We start from the raw sequence: 24,931 nt of genomic DNA on the forward strand, positions 1-24,931 counted from the left end.
GGATCTTATCACTCACTGTCTGACTCCCGGATATAAATGAATGGCATTCGGAGTTTATCTGAATTCGGTAACCCTAGATGGGCCCCTAGTCCAAACAGTGCTCTACCTCCATCATTCTTAATTCCGAGGCTAGCCCTAAAGCTATTTCGGAGAGAACCAGCTATCTCCAAGTTCGTTTGGAATTTCTCCGCTACCCACACCTCATCCCCGCACTTTTCAACGTACGTGGGTTCGGTCCTCCAGTGTGTTTTACCACACCTTCAACCTGGACATGGGTAGGTCACATGGTTTCGGGTCTACGACTACATACTAATTCGCCCTATTCAGACTCGCTTTCGCTACGGCTCCGCTTCTTCAGCTTAACCTCGCATGCAATCGTAACTCGCCGGTTCATTCTGCAAAAGGCACGCCATCACCCATTAACGGGCTTTGACTTCTTGTAGGCACACGGTTTCAGGTTCTATTTCACTCCCCTTCCGGGGTGCTTTTCACCTTTCCCTCACGGTACTGGTTCACTATCGGTCACTAGAGAGTATTTAGCCTTGGGAGATGGTCCTCCCGGATTCCGACGGAATTTCTCGTGTTCCGCCGTACTCAGGATACTCATAGGTGTGTTGTCAATTTCGTCTACAGGGCTTTTACCCTCTTCGGCTGACCTTTCCAGGTCGATTCGACTATTCACAACAGCTACCACAGCTGAGTCCTACAACCCCAACAAGCAAGCTTGTTGGTTTGGGCTGTTTCCGTTTCGCTCGCCGCTACTAAGGAAATCGATTTTTCTTTCTCTTCCTGCAGGTACTTAGATGTTTCAGTTCTCTGCGTCTACCTCTAACAAGCTATGTATTCACTTGAAAGTAACATCCTATTAAAGATGCTGGGTTCCCCCATTCGGAAATCTCTGGATCATAGCTTACTTACAGCTCCCCAAAGCATATCGGTGTTAGTCCCGTCCTTCATCGGCTTCTAGTGCCAAGGCATCCACCGTGCGCCCTTATTCACTTAACCTTTTCTAACCTACGGTTAGATTGTATTACTAATTTTTATCAATAGTTAGATAGCGATATCTAATCTATCGACACATTTCACAGTAGTTTTTAAAAAACAACTGTTCAACGCGGTGTTCTCGGTTTATGTTGATGTCTAACTTCAACTATCCAGTTTTCAATGAACAAATCGTTTGAGAGTAGACCTCTCAAAACTGAACAAAGTAAGTAACGGCCAATGTGTTTCCGTAATATTCCTTAGAAAGGAGGTGATCCAGCCGCACCTTCCGATACGGCTACCTTGTTACGACTTCACCCCAATCATCTATCCCACCTTAGGCGGCTGGCTCCCGAAGGTTACCTCACCGACTTTGGGTGTTACAAACTCTCGTGGTGTGACGGGCGGTGTGTACAAGGCCCGGGAACGTATTCACCGTGGCATGCTGATCCACGATTACTAGCGATTCCGGCTTCATGTAGGCGAGTTGCAGCCTACAATCCGAACTGAGAACAGCTTTAAGAGATTAGCTAAACCTCGCGGTCTCGCAACTCATTGTACTGTCCATTGTAGCACGTGTGTAGCCCAGGTCATAAGGGGCATGATGATTTGACGTCATCCCCACCTTCCTCCGGTTTATCACCGGCAGTCTCGCTAGAGTGCCCAACTGAATGATGGCAACTAACAATAAGGGTTGCGCTCGTTGCGGGACTTAACCCAACATCTCACGACACGAGCTGACGACAACCATGCACCACCTGTCACTTTGTCCCCGAAGGGAAAGCTCTATCTCTAGAGTGGTCAAAGGATGTCAAGACCTGGTAAGGTTCTTCGCGTTGCTTCGAATTAAACCACATGCTCCACCGCTTGTGCGGGCCCCCGTCAATTCCTTTGAGTTTCAACCTTGCGGTCGTACTCCCCAGGCGGAGTGCTTAATGCGTTAACTGCAGCACTGAAGGGCGGAAACCCTCCAACACTTAGCACTCATCGTTTACGGCGTGGACTACCAGGGTATCTAATCCTGTTTGCTCCCCACGCTTTCGAGCCTCAGCGTCAGTTACAGACCAGAGAGTCGCCTTCGCCACTGGTGTTCCTCCATATATCTACGCATTTCACCGCTACACATGGAATTCCACTCTCCTCTTCTGCACTCAAGTCTCCCAGTTTCCAATGACCTTCCTCGGTTGAGCCGAGGGCTTTCACATCAGACTTAAAAGACCGCCTGCGCTCGCTTTACGCCCAATAAATCCGGACAACGCTTGCCACCTACGTATTACCGCGGCTGCTGGCACGTAGTTAGCCGTGGCTTTCTGGTTAGATACCGTCAAGGTGGGAACAGTTACTCTCCCACTTGTTCTTCTCTAACAACAGAGTTTTACGATCCGAAAACCTTCTTCACTCACGCGGCGTTGCTCGGTCAGACTTTCGTCCATTGCCGAAGATTCCCTACTGCTGCCTCCCGTAGGAGTCTGGGCCGTGTCTCAGTCCCAGTGTGGCCGATCACCCTCTCAGGTCGGCTATGCATCACGGTCTTGGTAGGCCATTACCCCACCAACTAACTAATGCAGCGCGGGCCCATCCATCAGTGACACCGAAGCGTCTTTTATCATCTTCTCATGCGAGAAAACGAATTATGCGGTATTAGCACCTGTTTCCAAGTGTTATCCCCCTCTGATGGGCAGGTTGCCCACGTGTTACTCACCCGTCCGCCACTCAACTATCTTCGGTGGAGCAAGCTCCGGTGAAAATAGTTGCGTTCGACTTGCATGTATTAGGCACGCCGCCAGCGTTCGTCCTGAGCCAGGATCAAACTCTCAATAAAAGTTATGATAACATCCGAAGATGTTTAGCTCATTTTAAAACTTGCTAGCGATATTTCTTCACTATAATAATTCTGGTTATTTTTACTTTCGTAAAAACACCTACACATTTGGTTCGTCTTACTTTGTTCAGTTTTCAAAGGTCTAAATCGTTCGTTGCTCTTGCAACTTTTATATCATACCAAGTATTCGACAGAATGTCAACTACTTTTAAAAAATAAATATTTTTGTTTGTTATTTATTTCTTTTGGTACATGCTACAAAAACTTTGATGACAATAGGTTTAAAGTTCAAAGTCAATTTAATGAATGTTCTTTATTTCTGTTATGTCATCAGCGACATTTAATAATATACCAATTAAATCGTCATCCGTCAACACCTCTTCAAAATTCGTCTTTTGCGGTTATATAAATAAAAAAAAGTGTTTTTAGTTCGGGTATAAGAGGATTACGTTGCATGATGTTAACTATTTGAAAACATATAGGCTAATTTGTGAAAAACACTGATATTTTCATGAAAAAATAAATAAAAAAAAAGGAGAAATTTCTCCTTTTTTTGCTTTTTTATCTCATTGTAGGGAATAACAGGATATCTCTGATTGATTGAGAGTTAGTTAATAGCATGACTAAACGATCAATTCCGATACCTAAACCACCAGTTGGCGGCATACCATATTCCAAAGCTTCAATAAAGTCATCATCAATACCATGTGCTTCATCGTTACCTAAGTCTTTTTCTTTCATTTGTGATTCAAAGCGCTCACGTTGATCGATTGGGTCATTTAATTCAGTAAAGGCATTACCATACTCTTTTCCTACTATAAATACTTCAAAACGATCTGTAAAGCGTGGGTCTTCTGCATTTTTCTTCGCTAATGGCGAAATTGATACTGGGTGACCGTAGATAAAGGTTGGTTGAATCAAAGTATCTTCTACATATTTTTCAAAGAATTCATTGACCACGTGACCATAATCCATATGTTCTTCTATATGTACTCCATGTTCTTTAGCGATACTGCGCGCTTCTTCATCTGTCATCTCTGGCCAGAAGTCAACACCTGATACTTCTTTAATCGCTTCTACCATATGAATTCTCTTCCATGGGCCTTCTAAGTTAACTTGGTGCTCACCGTATTCGATTTGTAGTTTACCCAATACTTTTTGTGCCACACTTGTAATAATTCCCTCTGTTAAGTTCATAATATCTAAATAGTCTGTATAAGCTGTATACACTTCTAACATCGTGAACTCTGGATTGTGAGTTGTATCAATCCCTTCATTACGGAACACACGACCAATTTCGTATACTTTTTCCATGCCTCCAACGATTAATCGTTTTAAGTGAAGTTCTAAAGCGATACGTAAATAAAGTTCCATGTCTAACGCATTATGGTGAGTAATGAACGGACGGGCCGCTGCACCACCTGCCATGTTGTGTAATGTTGGTGTTTCTACTTCTAAGTACCCATTATCATTTAAATAATTACGGATTTCTTTAATAATCTCACTGCGTTTAACAAAGGTATCAAAACTATCCTTATTACTAATTAAATCTAAATAGCGTTGACGGTATTTTTGCTCCACATTTGTTAAACCATGATATTTGTCTGGTAATGGACGCAATGCTTTCGTTAAGAAAGTTAACGATGTCGGCTTAATGGTTACTTCACCCATATCCGTTTTCATTACTTCTCCAGTTACTCCAATGAAATCTCCCAAGTCAGCTTGTTTGAATAAATCATAATCTTCTTCTCCAACAGCATCTTTACGTACATAGATTTGGATTTGGCCTTCTCTATCTTGTAAATGAGCGAATCCTACTTTACCTTTACCGCGTTTTGTCATCATACGGCCAGCAATAGTAGCAACAGCTCCTACTTCTTGAAGTTCTTCTTTTGTTTTATCATCATACATGGCATGTAATTCGGCTGAGTTAGTTGTACGTTCAAAACGAGTACCAAAAGGATCTAGCCCCTTTTCGCGTAACTCCATCATTTTCTCTCTTCTAACTATTAACTGATCATTCATCTCAGTTTGTCCTTCTATCTCTTTTGACACGCTACTTCCCCCTATTCTAATTTTAATAACTATTCTTCTCTATAATGCCATATCAAAACAAAAAAAGGCAAGTCTATTTGCCTTTTCTTTCTATAAATTAAACCGCTAAACCCTTCTCTACCAAATTACTCAATAAATCATCTAGTATCTCAACCATCTCTGTTTGAGTTTCTGCTTTATTGATAGCGATTTTAGCTTTAGCAGCTCTTGGTACACCTTTTAAATAATACGCCGCATGTTGTCTAAATTCTAAACAACCAATTTTTTCCCCTTTTAATCGGATCAACCGATCTAAGTGAAGTTTAGCCGTAATCATTTTTTCACCAGGTTGTGGTTCTTCTAGTAATTCACCGGTCTCTAAGTAATGCTGCGTTCTATATATCATCCACGGATTACCTAAAGCGGCTCTTCCTATCATGACACCGTCACATCCTACGTGATCCAGCATGCGTTTCGCATCTTCTGGTGTTCTAACATCCCCATTCCCCATAAACGGAATGGTTAAAGCTTTCTTCACATCTCTTAGTACATCCCAATTAGCTTTGCCTTCGTACATTTGTACTCTGGTTCTCCCGTGCATTGCTACAGCGGCTGCACCTGCACTCTGAGCGGCTAGGGCATTTTCTACAGCGTAGACGTGTTCTTCATCCCAACCAATGCGTTGTTTCACTGTTACAGGGATACTCACAGCACTAGACACTGCTTCTACCATTTCATAGACTTTATCTGGATCCAGTAACCACCTTGCGCCAGCTTCAGCCTTTATAATTTTGTTAACAGGACAGCCCATATTGATATCAATAATGTCCGCTGTGGTATGCTCTTCTACGAATTTGGCTGCTTCTACTAAATTATCTTTATTCCCACCAAATATCTGTAAGCTTAAAGGATGTTCTGTTTCATCGATATACAGCATATCTAATGTTTTCTTATTACGCTGTTGAATGCCTTTATCACTAATCATCTCACATACTACAAGTCCTGCCCCAAATTCTTTCACTGTTACCCGGAAAGCAGAGTTACTAATCCCTGCCATTGGAGCCACAACAACTTTATTCGGAATTCCTACATTACCTATCTTCCACAAAAGTAATAGCCCCCTTTACTTCTTAATCGCTTCATCTCTGATAGCTGTTAATTCTTGTGCATCGTAGTTGTATTTTTCACCACAGAAATGACACACTGCTTCTGCACCTTCGTCTTCTTCAATCATCGCTGTCAGTTCTACTTCACCTAGTGTGGCAATCGCTGATGAGAAACGCTCTTTAGAACAGTCACAATGGAACTGAACTGGCATTTTATCTAAAATGTCTACATTTTCTTTACCAAGTAAACGCTCTAAGATGTTTTCTGGTGTTTCCCCTTGGTCTAATAGCGTGGACACTTGTGGAATATCAGCTAAACGTTTTTCGATTTCTACTAATGTTTCTTCTGTCGCGTTTGGCATCACTTGAATCATGAACCCTCCAGCTGCTTTCACACGGTCATCGTTTTCGTTATCTACTAACACACTTAGTCCAACAGCTGAAGGAACTTGTTCAGAGTTAGCTAAGTAATAAGTGAAATCTTCAGCAAGCTCACCTGATACTAGTGGCACTTGTCCCGTAAAAGCTTCCTTCAATCCTAAGTCCTTAATCACGCTCAATGAACCATTAGTTCCCACTGCCCCACGTACGTCAATTTTACCCACATCATTTGCTGGTAAGTTAACGCTTGGGTTTTGTACGTACCCTTTAACGTTACCTTTAGCATCTGCATCTACAACAATGGCACCTAAAGGACCATCCCCTTGGATCTTAACTGTTAGTTTGTCATTCCCTTTGTGCATTGAGCCTAGGAGTAATGATCCAGTCATTGTACGTCCAAGAGCCGCTGTTGCTGCACGCCATGTGTCATGTCTTCTTTGGGCTTCGTCAACAATGTTCGTTGTACGAACAGCCATCGCTCTAATCTCACCATTAAAACATAGTGCTTTTACTAAATAGTCTTCCATTATCTATCTTCCTTATCTATTAATATAAATGTAAGCATAAAAAAGTGGGTTACACTTTCGTATATCCCACTCATCATAACTTATTTGTAACGATCTTCAAAATTATTTTGCTCATAATCTGAGTCTTTTGCTTCTTTAGAATCCTCCACAACAGAAGTATCTGATTCACTTGATTCTTCTTTTGCTTCAGTGTCTGATTCAGCTTGTTGCTTCTCAGCATCTTTACGTTCTAACGCTTCTTTCGCTGCTTCAAAAGAACCTTCTTTTTCGCTTGGAAATTCTGTTTTTTCTTCGCTAACAGGCATCACACCCGTTTCAAAGATTGACGTAATTTCTTTTGCATTTAATGTTTCGTGTTCTAATAAAGCTTCAGCAATTAGTTTGTGTTGCTCAATGTGGGCGTTGATAATCTCAACAGCCTTAGCATGAGCTGATTTCAAGATACTGCGAACTTCTTCATCGATTTGGTAAGCCACTTGTTCTGAATAAGCTTTTGTTTGACCATAATCACGACCAACAAAGACTTGATGGTTTCCTTCATACTGAACAGGTCCTAATAAATCACTCATTCCGTATTCAGTAACCATTGAACGCGCTAAGCTTGTTGCTTGCTCAAAATCATTGCTTGCTCCTGTTGATTGGACACCAAAGACAATCTCTTCAGCGACACGTCCACCAAGTAAACCAACAATACGTTCAAACATTTCATTTTTAGTGATTAAGAATTGATCTTCTTTTGGAAGAGAAATCATGTAACCACCTGCACGACCACGAGGAACAATTGTTACTTTGTGGACGATGTTCGCATCATCTAATACTAACCCACAAATAGTATGCCCTGCTTCGTGATAGGCAACAAGTTCACGTTGACGTTTACTAATCACACGATCTTTTTTAGCTGGTCCCGCGATAACACGGTCTTGAGCCTCATCAATGTCACTTGCATCAATTTTTTTCTTATTACGACGAGCCGCTACTAAAGCAGCTTCGTTTAAGACGTTTTCTAAATCGGCACCAGCAAAACCTGGTGTTTGTTGTGCGACTACTTTCAAGTCTACATCTTCTGCTAATGGTTTATTACGTGAGTGAACTTTTAAGATTTGCTCACGCCCCTTAACATCAGGGGTACCAACTAGGATTTGACGGTCAAAACGACCTGGACGTAACAACGCTGGGTCTAGTACATCTGAACGGTTCGTTGCTGCAATAACAATAACACCTTCATTGCCCCCAAATCCATCCATCTCAACAAGTAATTGGTTAAGTGTTTGTTCACGTTCATCGTGACCCCCACCCATACCAGCTCCACGCTGACGACCTACTGCATCAATCTCATCAATAAAGATAATGGCAGGTGCTGCTTTTTTCGCATTTTCAAACAAGTCACGGACACGACTTGCCCCGACACCAACGAACATCTCAACGAAATCTGATCCTGAGATAGAGAAGAATGGTACGCCTGCTTCACCAGCAACAGCTTTAGCTAGTAACGTTTTACCCGTTCCTGGAGGTCCCTCTAAAAGGACACCTGCTGGGATACGAGCTCCAAGCTCTACAAAACGACGTGGGTCTTTTAAGAATTCAACCACTTCGACTAATTCCTGTTTCTCTTCTTCTGCACCTGCAACGTCTGAGAACCTTACAGTGATTGATTTTTGATCTGTTTCTTTTGTTTTTGTTTTACCAAAGTTCATGACACGGCCATTACCACCGCTTTGTCCACCTTGTCCCATTACCATGTAGAACAAGAAGACCATTAAGATAATTGGCAAGAAACTAAATAAAAGCGAGAACCACATACCACTATTTGATTGCTCTTTGACAACAAATTTTGTTTTTGTCTCTTTAGCTGCTTGACTGATTGTCTCAATTGTTGAGTCATTTGGTAAGACTGTTGTTGTAAAACGTTTAGATTTTACTTTTGTGTTACCAAACACAGGTAGCCCACCAGAATCTGTGATTTTTTGATCTTCAAAATACTCACCTGTGATTTTATAAACGCCATTGGATGGTTGTACACTAAAATCTTTTACTTGTTCATCTTTTAATTGTTGTTGAAACGTTGAATAGTTAATATTAGGTGATTGATCGCCACCTTGTCCAAAGAAGAAGTACACTACCATTAGCATTGATAAGAAAACAATGACATAATATAGCGAATTTTTCATTCCTGAATTTTTAGTATTCTTATTCTTATTATTCATACAAGTCCTCCTCTACCTAGTCTGTATTTTAATACTTTAAGTCGTTATTATAACATAGGTTAAACATAGGATACACGAGTTAACACAAATTTAATTGTTTTCGTATATTTCAGGTTTTAATACACCGATGTATGGTAAATTACGATAGCTTTCAGCATAATCTAAGCCGTAACCTACAACAAATTCATTCGGTACATCAAAACCGATGTAGTCTGCATTCATTTCTACAACGCGGCCTTCTGGCTTATCTAGCATTGTCACAATTTTAACAGATGCTGCTTTTCTATGTTTCAACATATCTACTAAATATCTCAATGTCCGACCACTATCAATAATATCTTCAACTAGGATAATATGGCGACCTTCAACCACCGTATCTAAATCTTTCAGAATACGGACTTCTCCAGAAGATACCATCGCATTTCCATAACTTGATACATCCATAAAATCCATTTCTAAATGAATATTAATGGCACGTGTTAAGTCTGATAGAAATGGGACAGCTCCTTTTAATACACCTACTACTAATGGGTTTTTACCTTCATAATCTTTACTAATTGCTTGACCTAAAGTGTTTACTCTCTCTTTAATTTGTTCCTCTGAGTAAAAAACTTTTTCTATATCTTTTTCTAACATCGGGATCTCCTTCCAAAATTACCTGTCATTTTTTGCGTAATAGACAAGCTTATACTGTATTTTATCAGTTTCATTAGGAATACTCAAATAAGATTCTCTAAAAGGAAGCAACCAAATGACATTCTCTTCACCATCTGTTACTACCCACGATTTATCACGGTTTGTTTGTGCTATTTTCTCGTCTATAAAATAACGAGAGACTTTCTTCTTCTGACCTTGTTTATTGAAGACGAATCGGTCACCCTCTCGTCTTTTTCTTACTATAATAGGAGTAACGATATCATCTGGCAGTATCATCTCTTTTGTTTCCCAATGACGGACATTTTTAGGAATAGTCAGTTCAGAAGGAATACCATAACCTAGCCATTCCTGTTCTGACAAAAATATCCCTTGATTGCGTTCTATTTGGTAAAGCGCATTGACCTTCTCCAACGATTCTTTTTTTACAATCCTTAGAACGTGATACTCTCTCATCATTACCCAAGGTTTTTTTAACATAGTTTCATGGGAAGGCTCACTCGACAATAACCGTTTTTCAATCTCTTTTAGTTGTCCTTGCCCAATCACTTCCTCCTCTTGTTGATTAAATCGGGTCATAAATTGCTGCAAAATAAAAAATTGTAGTTCTTCTGGTTGCTCTAAAAAGCGGTCACGCTGAATACACCACTGACTTTCTCTATAATGAACGCAAGTATCATAAACAGGCGCAATCATTTGTCGAAGTAACCTTTCGCTGTACTGAATTTCCTGACTCAATTCAGATAAGGACGTAGAAAATTGAGGGTTTTCTTTTTCTAACAAAGGAATAACACTTAGGCGTAAACGATTCCTAAGATAGTCCATCTCTTGATTCGTACTATCTTCAAAATAAGGGATGCCCTGCTCCTCAGCATACGCATATAATGCCACCTTCTTAATAGATAAGAGTGGACGCACAAGCCTACCAGAACTAAAGGGACGTTGCTGTTTAATCCCTGATAGATTAAACAAGGATTGTCCTGTGGTCAACCGCATCATGATTGTTTCAGCCTGATCCCCTTCATGATGTGCCGTCACAAGTACGGAATAACACTCTTTCGACATAACATCTGAAAAAAAAGAATACCGTACCTCTCGAGCGCAGGCCTCAACACCACTGGTTATTGTCTTGCCTTCTTCCCAATTTTTAGTATAAAAAGGATAGCCTTTTTCTTGGCAATAGGATTTAAGAAAAGATTGCTCCTTCTCAGAAGCCTTTCGCAACTGATGATTGACATGAGCCACACCTATCAATGGTTTTATCTCATTGGGCAAAGAATCAATTAAAGATAACAACACCATCGAGTCCACACCACCTGACACCGCCACCAAGACCCGTGTCTCTGATGTCCACCACTTATGGTGCCTCACCTCTTGATTAAATACGCCTTCTAAAGACATCTCTTCCCTCCTAAATACCATTAAAAAAAAGGATAAGACTTCTCAGCTTATCCTTTTATCTATTTTAATTACGACGGCCACCACGGCCACCACGCTTACCTTCAGTGTTACGTTTTAATGATGTCAAACGATCATCACTATCTTTCAAGAATGAACTCATCAATGTATCGAAGCTTTCTTTCTTTTGAGCGGCAACTGGCGGTTTACGGTTGTTACTTTGATTATCAGTACGGTTATTACTTGGACGACGTGGTTTGTAGTCACGACGTTCTCTTTGTGGTCGTTCTGGTCTTGCTTCTTCGTTGGCACGTTTGATTGACAAACCAATCTTACCATCGTCACCAACTGACATCACTTTAACTTCTACTTCGTCTCCAACACTTAACACATCGTTAATGTCTTTGACAAAACTGTTGGATACCTCACTAATATGTACCAGACCTGTTTTTCCTTCGCCCAGATCAACGAATGCTCCAAAATTGGTAATACCTGAAACTTTTCCAGATAGCTTTACCCCTACTTCAATTGACATAAAAAAATTTATCCTCCTTGAACCTTCTAAATATTTATTTTATTTCATTGTAACCAAATGATTAATTAGAACCGTTTAATTCAGGAATACTATAGATTTGTTCGCCTTCTTTAGAATAAAAGTATTTGGCACGGGCTACCTTCTCAACATACTCATCATCATTAAGTAAGTTAACTTCACGCTCTAGGACTTTTTTCTCTTTAGCGACCTCTTTATTTTCACTGGTAACGACTGCACGGTCCTCTTGTAAAGACATAAGATGTTGTCCGTTCTTAAATAGATTGATACCAATTAAGGAAAAAACAACAAAAGCGACAGCAAACATAATTGTTAAGCGACGGCGGCGAAAAATAACATGGTTGCTATCATTTTTCAGTTGCATCATTGACTTAGCACTATTGGATTGTTCTGTGTCATATGTGAGTAATTTTTGTTCCTTATCCATTGTTTGTCCAGACTCCATTCATCAAATATATGATTATTATACCAATTCCCCTGCAGCTTGTCTAATACTAATCCAAACTTTCATATACTGTGTCACGGGTCTCACTAATTATCTCGTACATTTTTGCTGCGTCTTCTTTTTTCGTTGAGTCTTTCAGTTGTAGGACTTTAATAACTAATGTCTTATTACCAAATAATAACTTCACTTCATCTCCGACTTTAACACTCGTTGACGATTTTGCTTGGTTACCATTAACTTGGATACGCCCTTTGTCTGCTATTTCTTTAGCTACTGTTCGGCGCTTAATAATTCGCGATACTTTTAAATATTTATCTAATCTCATCTCTTTTACCTGCTTTCTTATTTATCGTTTGTTTTGTTCATTTTTTTTACTATCTTTTTACCAAAAGGAACCATCATCCACTCCGCATCATTAAATAATTGATAATGTATCACACAGAGCAAATAACTGGTGAATCCTAATACCACTCCTAATAAAGTAATTAGTAAGCTCATCACTCTTCCATAAGACATCCAACTTAATTGAGACATTACCCCTCTATAAACGAGTAGTAACACACTCATCACGACCAAACTCTTCATCACCTTCAATAGATAACCTTTTTCAATTTTGAGCCTTGCTTGATGTCTAAATAAATAGAAGCGTAACAGTCCCCAGCATACGGCTAGACCTAATAGTGTGCTGATACTAGAACCAACTGTACCTAAATAAATAGTAAGGATAGGTGACATGATACCTTTGACGCTTAACCCCATTAACGCGGAGATAAATTGCCGTCTCACCAAGTTCTGGCTTTGATAAATCGTTTGATAGGTTTGAATCATTGAGACTAAAAAGACCGATAGTACAAACACGCTCAATGTTACTTCACCACTATTATCTTCAAATAGCGTCACATTAATATAAGGTAAGACAGCTGATAAACCTATGCTTGCAGCACTCCCAATAACCAGTGACACTTTGAAATAAGAATGGACGGTTTGTTCATATGCTTGATCCTCTTTCATGACGTAATACTTCGTTAAGAGAGGTAAAAAAGACGCCGTCATAGCAATTGCCACAACCACTCCTAATTGGACTAATGGTTGCCCGCGGTCAAAAACGCCTTTAGCCATCTTTGCCTCAAGTTCAGTAAGCCCTCCAAATTCCAATGCTTGTTTAACAACAAAGGAATCAATCAATTGGAATAACACAAGATAGGCACTAAAAAAGCAAAGAGTCCCTCCCTCTCTTAACAAGCGACGAGTAAAGGGACGCCAAGATGCTTTTGGCACATGACGCCACGAAACCCTAGGTAATTTAGGCTTTCTACCATATAAGAACAATATACCTAATCCCGCTACACCACCTACCAAGGAACCAGCTGTTGCTAAGCTTCCCATTTGGTACAATGTCAACCCGTAAGAGAGGTACGCACCTCCCGCTGCTAAAATAACAGCCACACGGACGCCTTGTTCAATGAGTTGTGAGATAGCTGTTGGTTTCATTTGTAACTGCCCTTGATAAAAGCCACGGTAAGTCGATAACCCGGGTACTAAAAGAAACATCATTGACACAATTTTTAACAATGGGGCTAATGACGCATCTCCCATCGCTCTACTGATCCCTTTCGCGCCAAAATAAAGCACTAAAAAGGCGATAAGCGATAGGCCTGTGACAACCACAAGGAACATCTTCATTAGCTCACCACGTTTTAGTTCTGATTTTTCAGCTGCAATCATTTTAGAAAAATACACGGGTAAGCCCGTCAAAGCTAAGGTCATTGCAATCCCATAAATAGGGTACACTTGCTGATAAACATAAAACCCCTCATCTCCCACCAAGTTCTGGAATGGGACACGATAAACGGCACTTAATATTTTAACAATGAAAGAGGTAACAGTTAAGATGACCGTCCCTCTCATCATGGTGACTTCTACTTTTGGTTCTGACATCGCCTTCACCTTTGTTTAAGCTTTCTTAGATTTTTGTACGTATTTCTGTTCTCTCAAAGCTCCAACAAATTGAGAGAGTTCTTGTAGCCATATTGCCACGCCTTGTTGTTTGGTTAATTTAAGCGTGACTGACAATTGTTCATCGGAACTGAGTTCTGCTTTAAGGATCGTTTTAGATAATGCTTTAAACAATTGTTCAATAGTGTACGTGTTCGTTCCTTCTTTGCTTAAGAGTACGGTAATTTTGTCTTGACGTTTCGTTATTTTAGAAATCAGAGCAAAATCACTATTCATCTTAATCAAACCAACCGTTAAGAGATTGGCTACTTCGTCCGGATACTCTCCGAAACGATCTAATAAGTCTCCCTCAAGCTCATCAAACATTTCTTGGTTTTCTAATTGACGAATTCGCTTATAAATTTCAATTTTTTGTCGCTCATCTTCTATATAATCCGTTGGAATGTACGCATCAATGCCTAAGTCAATTTCAGTCATCGTCTTAGTATCATTTTGTTCTTTCCCTTGTTTTCGGTTCACTGCCTCTGTCAACATTTGTGTATACATATCAAAACCAACAGAATCGATAAATCCGTGTTGTTGGGCGCCTAATAAATTACCTGCTCCCCTGATGGATAAATCACGCATCGCAATTTTGAAACCCGAACCTAATTCAGTAAAGTCCTTGATGGCTTGTAGGCGTTTCTCACTGACTTCATTCAATACTTTTTGTGGCTCATACATAAAGTAAGCATAAGCAATGCGATTACTTCGTCCTACTCGTCCACGCAATTGATACAACTGAGATAGACCCATATGATCAGCATTTTCGACGAATAATGTGTTCACATTCGGGATGTCTACACCTGTCTCGATAATGGTTGTGGTCACTAATATATCGTACTCCCCATTAATAAACTCTAACAACACATTTTCGAGCTGAACTTCTGTCATTTGGCCATGAGCGTAAGAGATTCTAGCGTCGGGTAACAGTAGTCTAAGCTCGTCTACTTTCTGTTCAATCGTGTCTACACGGTTGTACAAGTAAAAGGCCTGTCCACCACGAGCGATTTCTCTCTCACAAGCTTCTCTAATCGCTCCTGGGTTCTTCTCCATAACATAGGTTTGTACGGGATAACGATTAGCCGGAGGTGTTTCTATAACAGACAAGTCTCTGACACCAAGCATAGACATATGAAGGGTTCTAGGAATAGGTGTTGCCGTTAAAGTTAACACGTCTACTTGAGCCTTTAATTGTTTGAGGCGTTCCTTATGTTTCACACCAAAACGTTGTTCCTCGTCTACTATTAACAAGCCTAAATCCATGAATTCAACATCTTTAGACAAGATTCTATGCGTTCCGATGATAATATCCACTTGCCCTTTTTTTAAGAGCGCTAATGTTTCATCTTGCTGTTTTTTTGTTCTAAAACGGCTTAATAAACCAATATTAACAGGGAAATTAGCCATTCTATCTAGTAAGGTTTCGTAATGTTGTTGCGCTAGTATCGTTGTTGGAACTAGAAATGCAACTTGCTTACCATCTCTTATCGCTTTAAACACAGCTCTAAAAGCAACCTCTGTTTTACCGTAACCAACGTCCCCAACAAGCAACCGGTCCATAGGCCGTTCTCGTTCCATGTCTTTCTTGATTTCTTTGACACTTCTCAGCTGATCTTCTGTCTCAGAATAAGGAAAGGCATTTTCAAATTCCAGCTGGTAATCATCATCTGGCGCAAAAGCGTATCCTTTCTCGGACTCTCTTTGGGCATACAACTTAATGAGATCATCTGCAATGTCTTCTACCTTAGCAGAAACTTTGCTCTTAGTTTTTGTCCATTCCGTTCCACCTAATTTGTTTACTTTAGGTGTTTTGGATTCGGAGGCTACGTATTTTTGTATCAAGTCAAGCTGAGTCACAGGAATGAATAATTTATCGTTATTCTTGTAAACAATGGTCATGTAATCTTGATGGACGCCACCACTTTTCAAGGTTTCCATTCCAACATATTTACCAATCCCGTGATTCGCATGTACCACATAATCGCCAGGTTTTAATTCATTGTAACTCTTCAAGCGCTCTGCATTTGATATCGTTTGACGACGCGCTTTTTTTCTCGTTTTGGTATGAAGGATTTCTTTTTCAACTAAAACAACCAGTCGCTCTTCTGGTAACTCAAATCCTGTGGACAGCATTCCTGGTCTGATTTGTGTCTCTTGTTGTAGCAATTCTGAGCGATAATTAACGACAGCGGGAATCTCAAAATCAATAAATAATTCTTCTATTTTTTTTGTTCGTTCCTCATTTTCAGCTAACACGACCACCGTATATTTTTGTTTGTGCCAACGCGTCATCTCTGTTTTAAGGAGAGGCATTTGCCCAAAAAATTGTTGCATGCTTCGATACTCAAAGGGATGAATGCTTTGAAACCTTAAATTTCCCATACCTTTTTGGAATAAAGAGAAGTAAGTCTTAGACTGAGGGCTATCTTTTAAAATACGTCTGAAATCCCCACCTAATTCTTGTTGTTCAAATACAAGGTTTTCTTCTAACTTAAGCGTTAGCCACTCTGCTTCTTCTCTCAGTAATTCACGTTCTGATTCTATCATGCGACCATAGTCATCAACCATGACCACATCGTCCTCATTCAAATAGTCTAAGATAGAGTACTTATCAGGATATAGTAAGTCCGTGTACATTTTGACTTCTTCTGTTGGGTGTCCTTGTTCCCACTCTCCCACGACATAATCCCTATAAGCAGATGTTGCTCCCTTTTCTTCCCCAGGGGCCATCTTATTCAATTTATCTGTCATCTTTTCATTGAACACACTGGCTCCTTTAACCAAGTCTTCTTGGCGGATAAGCGTGTCAGTTGCTGGGGTGATCATCACCTCATCAACGGAATCCAACGAGCGCTGTGTCTCTACATCAAAATAACGAATAGAGTCCACTTCATCGTCAAATAAATCAATACGGAAAGGATAATCACTCGTCAGTGGATAAATATCAATGATACTACCGCGAACACTAAATTCTCCTGGTTTACCAATCATCTGTTGGCGGTCATATCCTAGTAACACCAATTCTTGTGGTAATGTTTCTAACTCTAAAGAATTCCCAACGGAGACTGTCTTCAAACTCTCTTGCCACACCTTAGGATTTGGGACAAACTTTCGTAACCCCGCTAGAGGAATAACTAAAATACCTGGTCCTTGACTCGTTAAAAAATTTAACGCTTCAATTCGGTCAGCCAGCGCTTCTGGTGACGAAAAAGACATCTCAACAGCAGCCACTTCATCTACTGGATAGAAATGAAGTAGCTCTTCGTTAATAATGTGTTGGAAATCATCTATTAATTTAGTCCCATAGTACAAATTAGGTGCCACAACCACGATTTTTTTTCCCTTTTCAAGCACACTTGCCATCGTTAACACCTTGGCTGAACCTGTTAACCCTGTTAGAAGGTGATTGGTATTGGGACCTAATAAGGATTGCCACTCTTTGATTTTTGAGCTACCTAGCATATGGCTCATTAGCCCTTGCTCTATGTACATCTCTTTTCTCATGTTCTCCTACCTACTTCTTACTATTATATTGGTTCATTGTATCCACAAACGTATGGCCATCTAACCAAAATGACACGGCATCAGCGGCAGTCTGTACAGAAGATAACATATCTTCATGTGTCGCTTTTGGGAACGTACTTAAAACATAGTTAGCAACGGATGCCCCTTTAGCTGGACGATCAATACCAATTTTAATGCGTTTAAAGGCTTGTGTTCCTAAATGGGCTATCAAGCTTTTAATTCCATTATGTCCACCAGCGCTTCCCTTTTCACGTAATCTTAATTTCCCAACTGGTAGATCAAGATCATCGTATATTACTACAATGTCTTCTTCATCTACATTATAGTAATCCATTAAAGGCCCAACGGAACGACCTGATTCATTCATATACGTTAGCGGCTTAACCAGTAGTACTTTTTCACCTTTCACAAAATATTCTGCGATATCCGCTTCACACTGATGCTTGTTGAACTGAATATTTTCTCTATAAGCTATTTCATCCAATGTAATAAAGCCAATATTGTGCTTCGTTTCTCTATATTGAGCGCCAGGATTACCTAGACCAACGATTATTTTCATTTCACTCACTCACTTTCCTCTATCTTAATTGTCTCTATATTTTTCTATCACGCGAAAATATCTGCGCATACAAAGATGCCCAGAATCTACTTTAGTATACCATAATTACTCTTTATTTCTTTTAAATTCACTTATCCCTGAAACAATTAAGCAATTTCTTAAACATCTAAAAGCATCTTTACAGCGAATAAGTGAGCCACAGACAGAAAAGCATTTCGTCCTCTCTTCTCCTCTTTCAGTGGTATACTAGATAAAAATAAATAGGGAGGTTTTTATATGTCACATGCACTAAAAGGTCATCAAAAAATTATCGTTGTAGGAAACGGAGCAGTAGGGTCCAGTTACACTTTTGCTTTAGTCACTCAAAACATCGCCCAAGAAATAGGGATTATCGATGTGGATCATGATAAAGCAGAAGGCGATGCCTTAGATTTATCTCATGCTCTGGCTTTTACCTCACCCAAAAAAATTTACGCTGCTTCTTATGCCGATTGTCATGATGCAGATTTAGTCGTTATTACAGCAGGAGCGGCCCAAAAGCCGGGAGAAACACGCTTAGATTTAGTCAATAAAAACTTGCGTATCTTCAAAGACATTGTACAAAGTGTCGTGGAATCTGGTTTTAATGGTATTTTCCTTGTGGCCTCTAACCCTGTTGATATTTTAACTTATGCTACTTGGAAATTCTCAGGTTTTCCCAAACACAAAGTCATTGGCAGTGGTACATCTCTAGACTCTGCTAGATTTAGACAATCCATTGCAGAACTTGTAGGAGTAGACGCTCGAAATGTTCATGGTTATATTTTAGGTGAACACGGTGATACTGAGTTTCCTGTTTGGTCTCATGCTAATATTGCAGGACTACAAATTTATGAATGGGTAAAAGATCACCCAGAAGTAGACGAAGAAGCTCTTGTTAATCTGTTCTTCAATGTCCGAGATGCCGCTTATACTATTATTGATAAAAAAGGAGCGACCTTCTATGGTATCGCTGTGTCCTTAGCAAGAATCACCACAGCCATTTTAAATGACGAGCATGCGGTGCTGCCGTTGTCTGTTTATCTAGACGGGCAATATGGATTGAATGATGTGTATATCGGGGCCCCAGCTGTAGTCAACAGACAAGGTATCAGTCAGGTGATTGAAATTCCTCTCTCAGATGCCGAAAAAGAAAAGTTTGAAGCCTCTTCTCAAAAATTAAAAGATATCATGGAGACCGCTTTTGATAACCTAGGCTTTAATTAATGAAAATTATAGGGTTTTGACGGGTTTTGGGAACCCCTTTCTTGTATTTTTAGTTGTATATGTTACAATTATGTTACAATTTTTTGATGAAGGAGTTCTGATATGAAGAAAAAACGTTGGTTATTGTTACCTTTACTAGCCGTTCTTGTTGTTGTCGCTTATTACAGTTATGAGGTGCTTCATTTCCAAAAAACTTTTGTTAATAAAACTACAATTGGAAATGTGGACGTGAGTCAGTTATCTAAAAGCGAGGCTAAGGTAAAACTGACAAAGAATGTGGAAGACGAATTTTTCACAATTACTGATAAAGAAAAAGAGTGGAAAAAAATACCAACCAAAGAGTTAGGCCTGTCTTATGACATGGATAAAACCGTGGATAACGCCCTATCTCAACAAAACCCACTACTTTGGTTCACTAGCTTCTTTAAAACTCAAACCCATTCCCTTGTTGCCAATTCCATTAATAGTCAATCTCTTGATGCTTCTATCACCAAACTAGAAAAAGACATGACAGAATCAAATAAAAAGAGAACTAAAACAGAGAATGCTTCCATCCAATCTAAAGACGGAGCCTTTGTGATTGTCCCAGAAGTAATTGGCGATACCTTAGATGTTAAAAAAGCCTCTGCAGAGTTAAAAAAAGATATTTTAGCAGGGAAAAATAGCTTTGATTTAAGTAAACATACGCAAAAACCAACTATTTTAGCCAGTGATGCTTCTTTAAAAAAAGAACTTGATGCGGTAAAAGATATTGCAGAAATTGATGCTTCTTATAGCATTGGTGGTGAAGAGGTTGTGATTCCTAAAGAGGAACTCGCTTCTTGGGTGATGTTCAAAGACGGAGAAGTCACATTAAATGACGACTTGGTCCGTAAATACGTGACAAAACTTGGCGATAAATATAATACCAGTACAAACCCAACGAATTTTAAGAGCACAAAACGCGGAGAAGTATCTGTTCCATCCGGTGCTTATAGTTGGACCATTGCCACTGATTCCGAAGTGGAACAATTAAAAGAAGTTGTGTTACAAGGTGAAAGCTTCAGCGGTCGCGTACCTGCTTTCGTGGGAAGTGGTACTCCTGCTGCTCCTATGGTAGGAAACACCTATATTGAAGTTGATATCCAAGCCCAACATATGTGGTATTACAAGGATGGTAAAGTAGCACTTGAGACACCTGTGATTACAGGGAAGCCAAGTACTCCTACGCCGCCTGGGATGTTTTATGTTTGGAACAAAGTCAGAGACACCGTCTTAACAGGTGGTGAAATTCCATCTCCTGTTGATTTTTGGATGCCTATTGACTGGACCGGTGTTGGTATTCACGATTCAGATTGGCAAGCACCAGGTTCTTATGGTGGAACTTCTTATAAAACAGTCGGTTCTCACGGCTGTATCAATACACCACCATCTGTTTGTAAAGAATTATTCAATATGATTGATGTTGGCGTGCCTGTTGTGATATTTTAAAATAATTCAAAAGGAAGGATGATTAGTAATCATCCTTCCTTTTTTGGTATTCTTTTGAAACATCCATAATGCTTTGAAACGTTGCAAGTAATGCCTCTTCGTACTCTTTATGGGTAATAACCTCTGCTAAACGACTCAGTACAGCTTGTTCACGTTCTGTATCTAAAACGTCTAGATGTGTCTTTCTCTTTATTCTCACCACTTCATCAACTTGTAAGAAACGCTGTTCTAATAGCTTTATCAGCTCTACATCAATCTTGTCTATTTCTTTTCTAGGTTTGTCTAACATTGTCTACCTCACTTAAACATACTATGATTAAAAAAGCGCTCGGCTGATTCTTCTATCATTAGATGATCCCCGTACAAACCGATGGCTTCTTTATTTATCACAAGAATGTCGCTATCTTTATCCCTATATTGAATCAAACCACTGAACGGATACACTTTAAATGTCGTCCCTATGATCATGATTAAATCTGCCTCTTCCATTGCTTCTATAGCACGACGAATATTATCTTCTGATAACCCCTCTTCATACAATACGACATCCGGTCTTACCTGACCTCCACATTGTTGATGTCTGTCAGACTCTAAATACGCTTCTACAGAAATGCTTTGGCCACAAGACATACAGTAACAATTATACAAAGTCCCATGAAAATTGACGACATTACGGCTGCCTACTGCGTCATGTAAGCCATCAATGTTTTGCGAAATCACTGTCACATGATGTTTACTTTCTAATGATTTAATTGCCTCATGAATCACGTTTGGTTTTGCTTCTGGGTGATAGAGTTGTTGAACAAAGGTATAAAACTTATCTGGCTCTTTGATTAAACAACTGTGACTTAACAAATACTCCGGTTCCTCAATTCCATGATAAACACCTGTCATCGAACGATAATCTGGAATACCAGAAGGCACAGACACGCCGGCCCCTGTCATAACGACAATGTTTTTACTATCATGAATCAATTGATACGCTTGTTCTTTCATCTTTGCTCTCCTCCTATACCTCTAGTCTATCATTAGCCATCAAAGAATCCTAGAATAGCAATCGATATAATAATAGCTAGAATCATTAGATATTGTTTACGACTTAATGTTTCTTTTAGAAAAATACGGGACAAGATCACAGACACAATACTATAAGAGGCAATCATAGGAGCCACAACAATCGCATTTTGCGAAATGGCACCAACATAGAAGAATTGACCCAATGTTTCAAAAATAGCTGCTAATCCTTTTGTTTTTTCTCTGAAAATAAAGACTTTTTCTTTTTTTACCCATCTTAAGTAACCCCGCACGATGATACCCACTATAAGGAAGGTTAACTCATAACTCATGTTTGCCTCAGATTCAGGAAGAATTTGAGCATATTCTAAATAATAACCATCTAAAAAGGTTCCTAAACCATCGATCACACAATATAAGATAGGAAATAAGATGGCCAGTGTACTTACACGGTATTTACGTTCTACTTTTGTTCCTTCCCTTACAAGTTCTTGGTCTAATGACTGCTTTTCAAACACAGATAATAAGAAAATGGCCACCGAAATAACGGCTACAGCTACAAACTGAATCCATACCATCTTGCCTCCCAATAAAAGAAAGGTAAGTAAAGCCGAAACAGCACCAGATGAGTTACTTATTGGAGAAGATACAGATAATTCAATGTAACGTAACCCAACATAGCCAATAGCCATAGACAAAATATACATGCTGGAGACAGGTAGATATACTAAGAGATTAGACCAACTAAAAGGAATCCCTTCATACCATCCATAATAAACAATCCCGTGTAACCCCATAACAAGACCAACCATAATGACTGTTTTCTCTGCACTGTGCGGATCTCTTTCGTTATTTCCGATTTTATAAAATAAATCGGCAGTCCCCCACGCTAACAGCACTAATAATCCTTGTAAAAACCACATACACACTCTCTTCTCTCTTTCTTTTTCTGTTCTAAAAATAGCTTAAAATACCTAAGTCGTCAATCTTTTTAAATAGAATAACTCGCCCTATTTTCCCTTTAGAAACTCTTTATGAAAATTAGTCATGACTTTTCAATTTATCTATGATATGATTGTTTGCAAGAAGAAAAAGAACAACTTAATATATAATTTAGAGGTTGCGATGAACTATGACAGTCAGTGGAGTATGAGGATACGTTGATGCTGATGTTGCGGAGTTGTCGCCGAAATGATAAAAAAGGTCCTTACCTACGTTTATTGTTGGGGCTATAGTGAATAACTATAGAACTGTCTCAGTCTATTCTGAGGTGCGCTAATATTTAATAAATAATGTCGATGACTTATCTTATTAAAGAAGCAACCTTCAAAATGGGTTGCTTCTTTTTTTATTTCACAAAGGAGAGAATACATATGACAACACACACAAGACACATTAGACAACTAGTAACAACGTTCATTTTATTTATTGGGAGCTTCATGTTCCTGACATCTACCACTCAAGCAGAAGGAACCTTTACTGTTGGCATGGAAGCTGGATATCCCCCTTTTAACTGGACTCAATACGATGACAGTAACGGGGCGGTCCCAATCAAAAACTCTAGAGACTTTGCTGGTGGGTATGACGTCGAAATTGCTAAAAGAATGGCAGAAGACTTAGGGAAAGAACTGGTTATTTTCAAAACAGAATGGGATGGACTAGCTCCTGCCTTAACATCTGGTAAAGTAGATGCCATTATTGCAGGCATGTCACCAACAGAAGAACGTAAAAAAACCATTGATTTTTCAGATGTCTATTATAACTCCGACTTAGTATTACTTGTTAAAAGTGATGGTGACTATGCCGATGCTACTAGTTTAGAAGATTTCAAAGACGCGAAAGTAACGGCTCAATTAAGCACGCTCCATTACACAGTGATTGATCAAATCGATGGCGTCAACAAACAAACAGCCATGGATAACTTTCCTGCTATGCGTGTGGCTCTAGAATCAGGAAAAATTGATGCCTACGTAACGGAACGACCTGAAGGCATTGTCGCTGAAAAAATTAACCCTAAATTCAAGATGATTGCTTTTGACGAAGGGAAAGGCTTTACAACATCTGAAGATGACACAGCCATCGCTGTGGGTCTAAGAAAAAATGACCCTAATAAAGAAGCAATCAATCAATTACTTGGAACTATTTCTAAAGACGAACGAAATGATATCATGGATAACGTATTAGCTATCCAATTGAAAACAAACATTGCTGAGGATTCAGAAGAAGAAACAACCACAGAGACAACCAATGATACTACTGAAAAACAAGAATTATGGGTAGTAAAAATTATTCGTGAGAATGGCTCTGCTTTTCTTAGAGGCGCTGGTGTCACATTACTTATTTCCTTAGTTGGTACTGTGGTTGGTACAGCGATTGGTTTAGGTATTGGTATTTTCAGAACTGTCCCAACTCCTAAAAAACCATTCCCAAGAATGCTGGTTAAATTGTTAAATGGCTTTTTCTCAGTCTATATTGAAATTTTCCGTGGAACACCAATGATTGTCCAAGCGATGGTTATCTACTATGGCTCTGCTCAAGCTTTTGGCATTGATGTGAACCCACTTGTTGCTGGTTTATTTATTGTTTCGATTAACACTGGGGCATATATGACTGAAATTGTTCGTGGCGGTATTTTCGCTGTTGATAAAGGGCAATTTGAAGCGGCAGCAGCGATTGGAATGACTCACGCTCAAACCATGTGGAACGTGGTTATTCCTCAAGTCTTTAGAAACACATTGCCTGCTATTGGTAATGAGTTTGTTATTAATATTAAAGATACTTCTGTACTAAACGTTATTGCTGTATCCGAGTTATTTTTCCAAGCCAAAACAGTGGCTGGTGGTAACTTACGATTCTTTGATACCTTCTTTGTTGCCTGTGTGCTTTACTTTATCATGACCTTTACTGTCACTCGCATCTTACGTTCTGTTGAAAAACGGTTGGATGGGAATAGACACTACGCACCTTACGCTAATCAAATGCAAACATCAAAATTAGAAAGAAAGGATGACTAAG

Annotated in this window: 18 protein-coding genes, 2 rRNA genes and 1 riboswitch (1 of these 21 cut by a window edge); of the genes, 3 read left to right on the forward strand and 17 right to left on the reverse strand. The window is 39.5% G+C overall.

Features of this window, described 5'->3' with window-relative positions; translation table 11 throughout:
• The 14 genes from ACVWM0_RS10260 to pth all read right to left on the reverse strand — a co-directional run.
• A 23S ribosomal RNA gene (locus ACVWM0_RS10260) occupies positions 1-1,005 on the reverse strand (it extends 1,908 nt beyond the left edge of the window).
• A gap of 240 nt (positions 1,006-1,245) precedes the next feature.
• Positions 1,246-2,803, reverse strand: a 16S ribosomal RNA gene (locus ACVWM0_RS10265).
• The 16S and 23S rRNA genes sit together here, the layout of an rRNA operon.
• Positions 2,804-3,364: 561 nt before the next feature.
• Positions 3,365-4,828: a lysine--tRNA ligase gene (gene lysS / locus ACVWM0_RS10270; protein ID WP_476473704.1), complete on the reverse strand. Its 1,464-nt coding sequence runs from the start codon at positions 4,826-4,828 to the stop codon at positions 3,365-3,367.
• 127 nt (positions 4,829-4,955) lie between these two features.
• Positions 4,956-5,894 carry a tRNA dihydrouridine synthase DusB gene (gene dusB / locus ACVWM0_RS10275; protein WP_476473705.1) on the reverse strand — a complete coding sequence of 313 codons (939 nt, stop codon included), beginning with the start codon at positions 5,892-5,894 and terminating at the stop codon, positions 4,956-4,958.
• Positions 5,895-5,960: 66 nt separating this feature from the next.
• A complete protein-coding gene (gene hslO, locus ACVWM0_RS10280; RefSeq protein ID WP_476472526.1) occupies positions 5,961-6,851 on the reverse strand; it encodes an Hsp33 family molecular chaperone HslO in 891 nt (296 codons plus the stop codon).
• 80 nt (positions 6,852-6,931) lie between these two features.
• Positions 6,932-9,055 (reverse strand): ATP-dependent zinc metalloprotease FtsH, encoded by a 2,124-nt coding sequence (gene ftsH / locus ACVWM0_RS10285; RefSeq protein ID WP_476472527.1) that lies wholly within the window; start codon positions 9,053-9,055, stop codon positions 6,932-6,934.
• Between the two features lie 90 nt (positions 9,056-9,145).
• Positions 9,146-9,691, reverse strand: a complete 546-nt coding sequence (gene hpt / locus ACVWM0_RS10290) for a hypoxanthine phosphoribosyltransferase (protein WP_476472528.1) — start codon at positions 9,689-9,691, stop codon at positions 9,146-9,148.
• An 18-nt stretch (positions 9,692-9,709) separates the two neighbouring features.
• Positions 9,710-11,110, reverse strand: coding sequence for a tRNA lysidine(34) synthetase TilS (tilS, locus tag ACVWM0_RS10295; protein WP_476472529.1), 1,401 nt, complete (start codon positions 11,108-11,110; stop codon positions 9,710-9,712).
• A gap of 64 nt (positions 11,111-11,174) precedes the next feature.
• Positions 11,175-11,642, reverse strand: a complete 468-nt coding sequence (locus ACVWM0_RS10300; protein ID WP_476472530.1) for a S1 domain-containing RNA-binding protein — start codon at positions 11,640-11,642, stop codon at positions 11,175-11,177.
• A 61-nt stretch (positions 11,643-11,703) separates the two neighbouring features.
• Positions 11,704-12,087 carry an FtsB family cell division protein gene (locus tag ACVWM0_RS10305; RefSeq protein ID WP_476472531.1) on the reverse strand — a complete coding sequence of 128 codons (384 nt, stop codon included), beginning with the start codon at positions 12,085-12,087 and terminating at the stop codon, positions 11,704-11,706.
• Between the two features lie 67 nt (positions 12,088-12,154).
• Complete coding sequence (locus tag ACVWM0_RS10310) at positions 12,155-12,430, reverse strand: RNA-binding S4 domain-containing protein (RefSeq protein WP_476472532.1); 276 nt, start codon at positions 12,428-12,430, stop codon at positions 12,155-12,157.
• A 17-nt stretch (positions 12,431-12,447) separates the two neighbouring features.
• On the reverse strand, positions 12,448-14,043 hold the full coding sequence (locus ACVWM0_RS10315) for a putative polysaccharide biosynthesis protein (RefSeq protein ID WP_476472533.1): 1,596 nt from the start codon (positions 14,041-14,043) through the stop codon (positions 12,448-12,450).
• A 15-nt stretch (positions 14,044-14,058) separates the two neighbouring features.
• On the reverse strand, positions 14,059-17,607 hold the full coding sequence (mfd, locus tag ACVWM0_RS10320; protein WP_476472534.1) for a transcription-repair coupling factor: 3,549 nt from the start codon (positions 17,605-17,607) through the stop codon (positions 14,059-14,061).
• A gap of 10 nt (positions 17,608-17,617) precedes the next feature.
• Positions 17,618-18,187 (reverse strand): aminoacyl-tRNA hydrolase, encoded by a 570-nt coding sequence (gene pth / locus ACVWM0_RS10325; RefSeq protein WP_476473706.1) that lies wholly within the window; start codon positions 18,185-18,187, stop codon positions 17,618-17,620.
• Positions 18,188-18,463: 276 nt separating this feature from the next.
• On the opposite strand from pth, the gene ACVWM0_RS10330 reads away from it, so the two are divergent.
• Positions 18,464-19,432, forward strand: coding sequence for an L-lactate dehydrogenase (locus ACVWM0_RS10330; protein ID WP_476472535.1), 969 nt, complete (start codon positions 18,464-18,466; stop codon positions 19,430-19,432).
• Between the two features lie 102 nt (positions 19,433-19,534).
• Positions 19,535-20,902 carry a L,D-transpeptidase family protein gene (locus ACVWM0_RS10335; protein ID WP_476472536.1) on the forward strand — a complete coding sequence of 456 codons (1,368 nt, stop codon included), beginning with the start codon at positions 19,535-19,537 and terminating at the stop codon, positions 20,900-20,902.
• A 22-nt stretch (positions 20,903-20,924) separates the two neighbouring features.
• Here ACVWM0_RS10335 and ACVWM0_RS10340 read toward each other — a convergent pair whose 3' ends face one another.
• The 3 genes from ACVWM0_RS10340 to ACVWM0_RS10350 are packed head-to-tail and all read right to left on the reverse strand — an operon-like array spanning position 20,925 to position 22,839.
• The gene (locus ACVWM0_RS10340; protein ID WP_476472537.1) at positions 20,925-21,191 is read right to left on the reverse strand and encodes a chorismate mutase; all 267 of its coding nucleotides are present in this window, start codon (positions 21,189-21,191) and stop codon (positions 20,925-20,927) included.
• Positions 21,192-21,199: 8 nt separating this feature from the next.
• Positions 21,200-21,898, reverse strand: coding sequence for an NAD-dependent protein deacylase (locus ACVWM0_RS10345; protein ID WP_476472538.1), 699 nt, complete (start codon positions 21,896-21,898; stop codon positions 21,200-21,202).
• 32 nt (positions 21,899-21,930) lie between these two features.
• Complete coding sequence (locus ACVWM0_RS10350; protein ID WP_476472539.1) at positions 21,931-22,839, reverse strand: EamA family transporter; 909 nt, start codon at positions 22,837-22,839, stop codon at positions 21,931-21,933.
• 183 nt (positions 22,840-23,022) lie between these two features.
• Positions 23,023-23,202, forward strand: a riboswitch (Lysine riboswitch).
• 87 nt (positions 23,203-23,289) lie between these two features.
• Here ACVWM0_RS10350 and ACVWM0_RS10355 point away from each other — a divergent pair.
• The gene (locus tag ACVWM0_RS10355; RefSeq protein ID WP_476472540.1) at positions 23,290-24,930 is read left to right on the forward strand and encodes an ABC transporter permease subunit; all 1,641 of its coding nucleotides are present in this window, start codon (positions 23,290-23,292) and stop codon (positions 24,928-24,930) included.
• The last annotated feature ends 1 nt before the right edge of the window (position 24,931 follow it).

This window comes from Vagococcus sp. 211, assembly GCF_056322705.1.

Bases quoted from the DNA above. Each gene is read 5' to 3' on its own strand.
- lysS (WP_476473704.1), bottom strand. From the start codon at position 4,828: ATGAATGATCAGTTAATAGTTAGAAGAGAGAAAATGATGGAGTTACGC.
- dusB (WP_476473705.1), bottom strand. From the start codon at position 5,894: ATGGCAGGGATTAGTAACTCTGCTTTCCGGGTAACAGTGAAAGAATTT.
- hslO (WP_476472526.1), bottom strand. From the start codon at position 6,851: ATGGAAGACTATTTAGTAAAAGCACTATGTTTTAATGGTGAGATTAGA.
- ftsH (WP_476472527.1), bottom strand. From the start codon at position 9,055: ATGAATAATAAGAATAAGAATACTAAAAATTCAGGAATGAAAAATTCG.
- hpt (WP_476472528.1), bottom strand. From the start codon at position 9,691: ATGTTAGAAAAAGATATAGAAAAAGTTTTTTACTCAGAGGAACAAATT.
- tilS (WP_476472529.1), bottom strand. From the start codon at position 11,110: ATGTCTTTAGAAGGCGTATTTAATCAAGAGGTGAGGCACCATAAGTGG.
- ACVWM0_RS10300 (WP_476472530.1), bottom strand. From the start codon at position 11,642: ATGTCAATTGAAGTAGGGGTAAAGCTATCTGGAAAAGTTTCAGGTATT.
- ACVWM0_RS10305 (WP_476472531.1), bottom strand. From the start codon at position 12,087: ATGGATAAGGAACAAAAATTACTCACATATGACACAGAACAATCCAAT.
- ACVWM0_RS10310 (WP_476472532.1), bottom strand. From the start codon at position 12,430: ATGAGATTAGATAAATATTTAAAAGTATCGCGAATTATTAAGCGCCGA.
- ACVWM0_RS10315 (WP_476472533.1), bottom strand. From the start codon at position 14,043: ATGTCAGAACCAAAAGTAGAAGTCACCATGATGAGAGGGACGGTCATC.
- mfd (WP_476472534.1), bottom strand. From the start codon at position 17,607: ATGAGAAAAGAGATGTACATAGAGCAAGGGCTAATGAGCCATATGCTA.
- pth (WP_476473706.1), bottom strand. From the start codon at position 18,187: ATGAAAATAATCGTTGGTCTAGGTAATCCTGGCGCTCAATATAGAGAA.
- ACVWM0_RS10330 (WP_476472535.1), top strand. From the start codon at position 18,464: ATGTCACATGCACTAAAAGGTCATCAAAAAATTATCGTTGTAGGAAAC.
- ACVWM0_RS10335 (WP_476472536.1), top strand. From the start codon at position 19,535: ATGAAGAAAAAACGTTGGTTATTGTTACCTTTACTAGCCGTTCTTGTT.
- ACVWM0_RS10340 (WP_476472537.1), bottom strand. From the start codon at position 21,191: ATGTTAGACAAACCTAGAAAAGAAATAGACAAGATTGATGTAGAGCTG.
- ACVWM0_RS10345 (WP_476472538.1), bottom strand. From the start codon at position 21,898: ATGAAAGAACAAGCGTATCAATTGATTCATGATAGTAAAAACATTGTC.
- ACVWM0_RS10350 (WP_476472539.1), bottom strand. From the start codon at position 22,839: ATGTGGTTTTTACAAGGATTATTAGTGCTGTTAGCGTGGGGGACTGCC.
- ACVWM0_RS10355 (WP_476472540.1), top strand. From the start codon at position 23,290: ATGACAACACACACAAGACACATTAGACAACTAGTAACAACGTTCATT.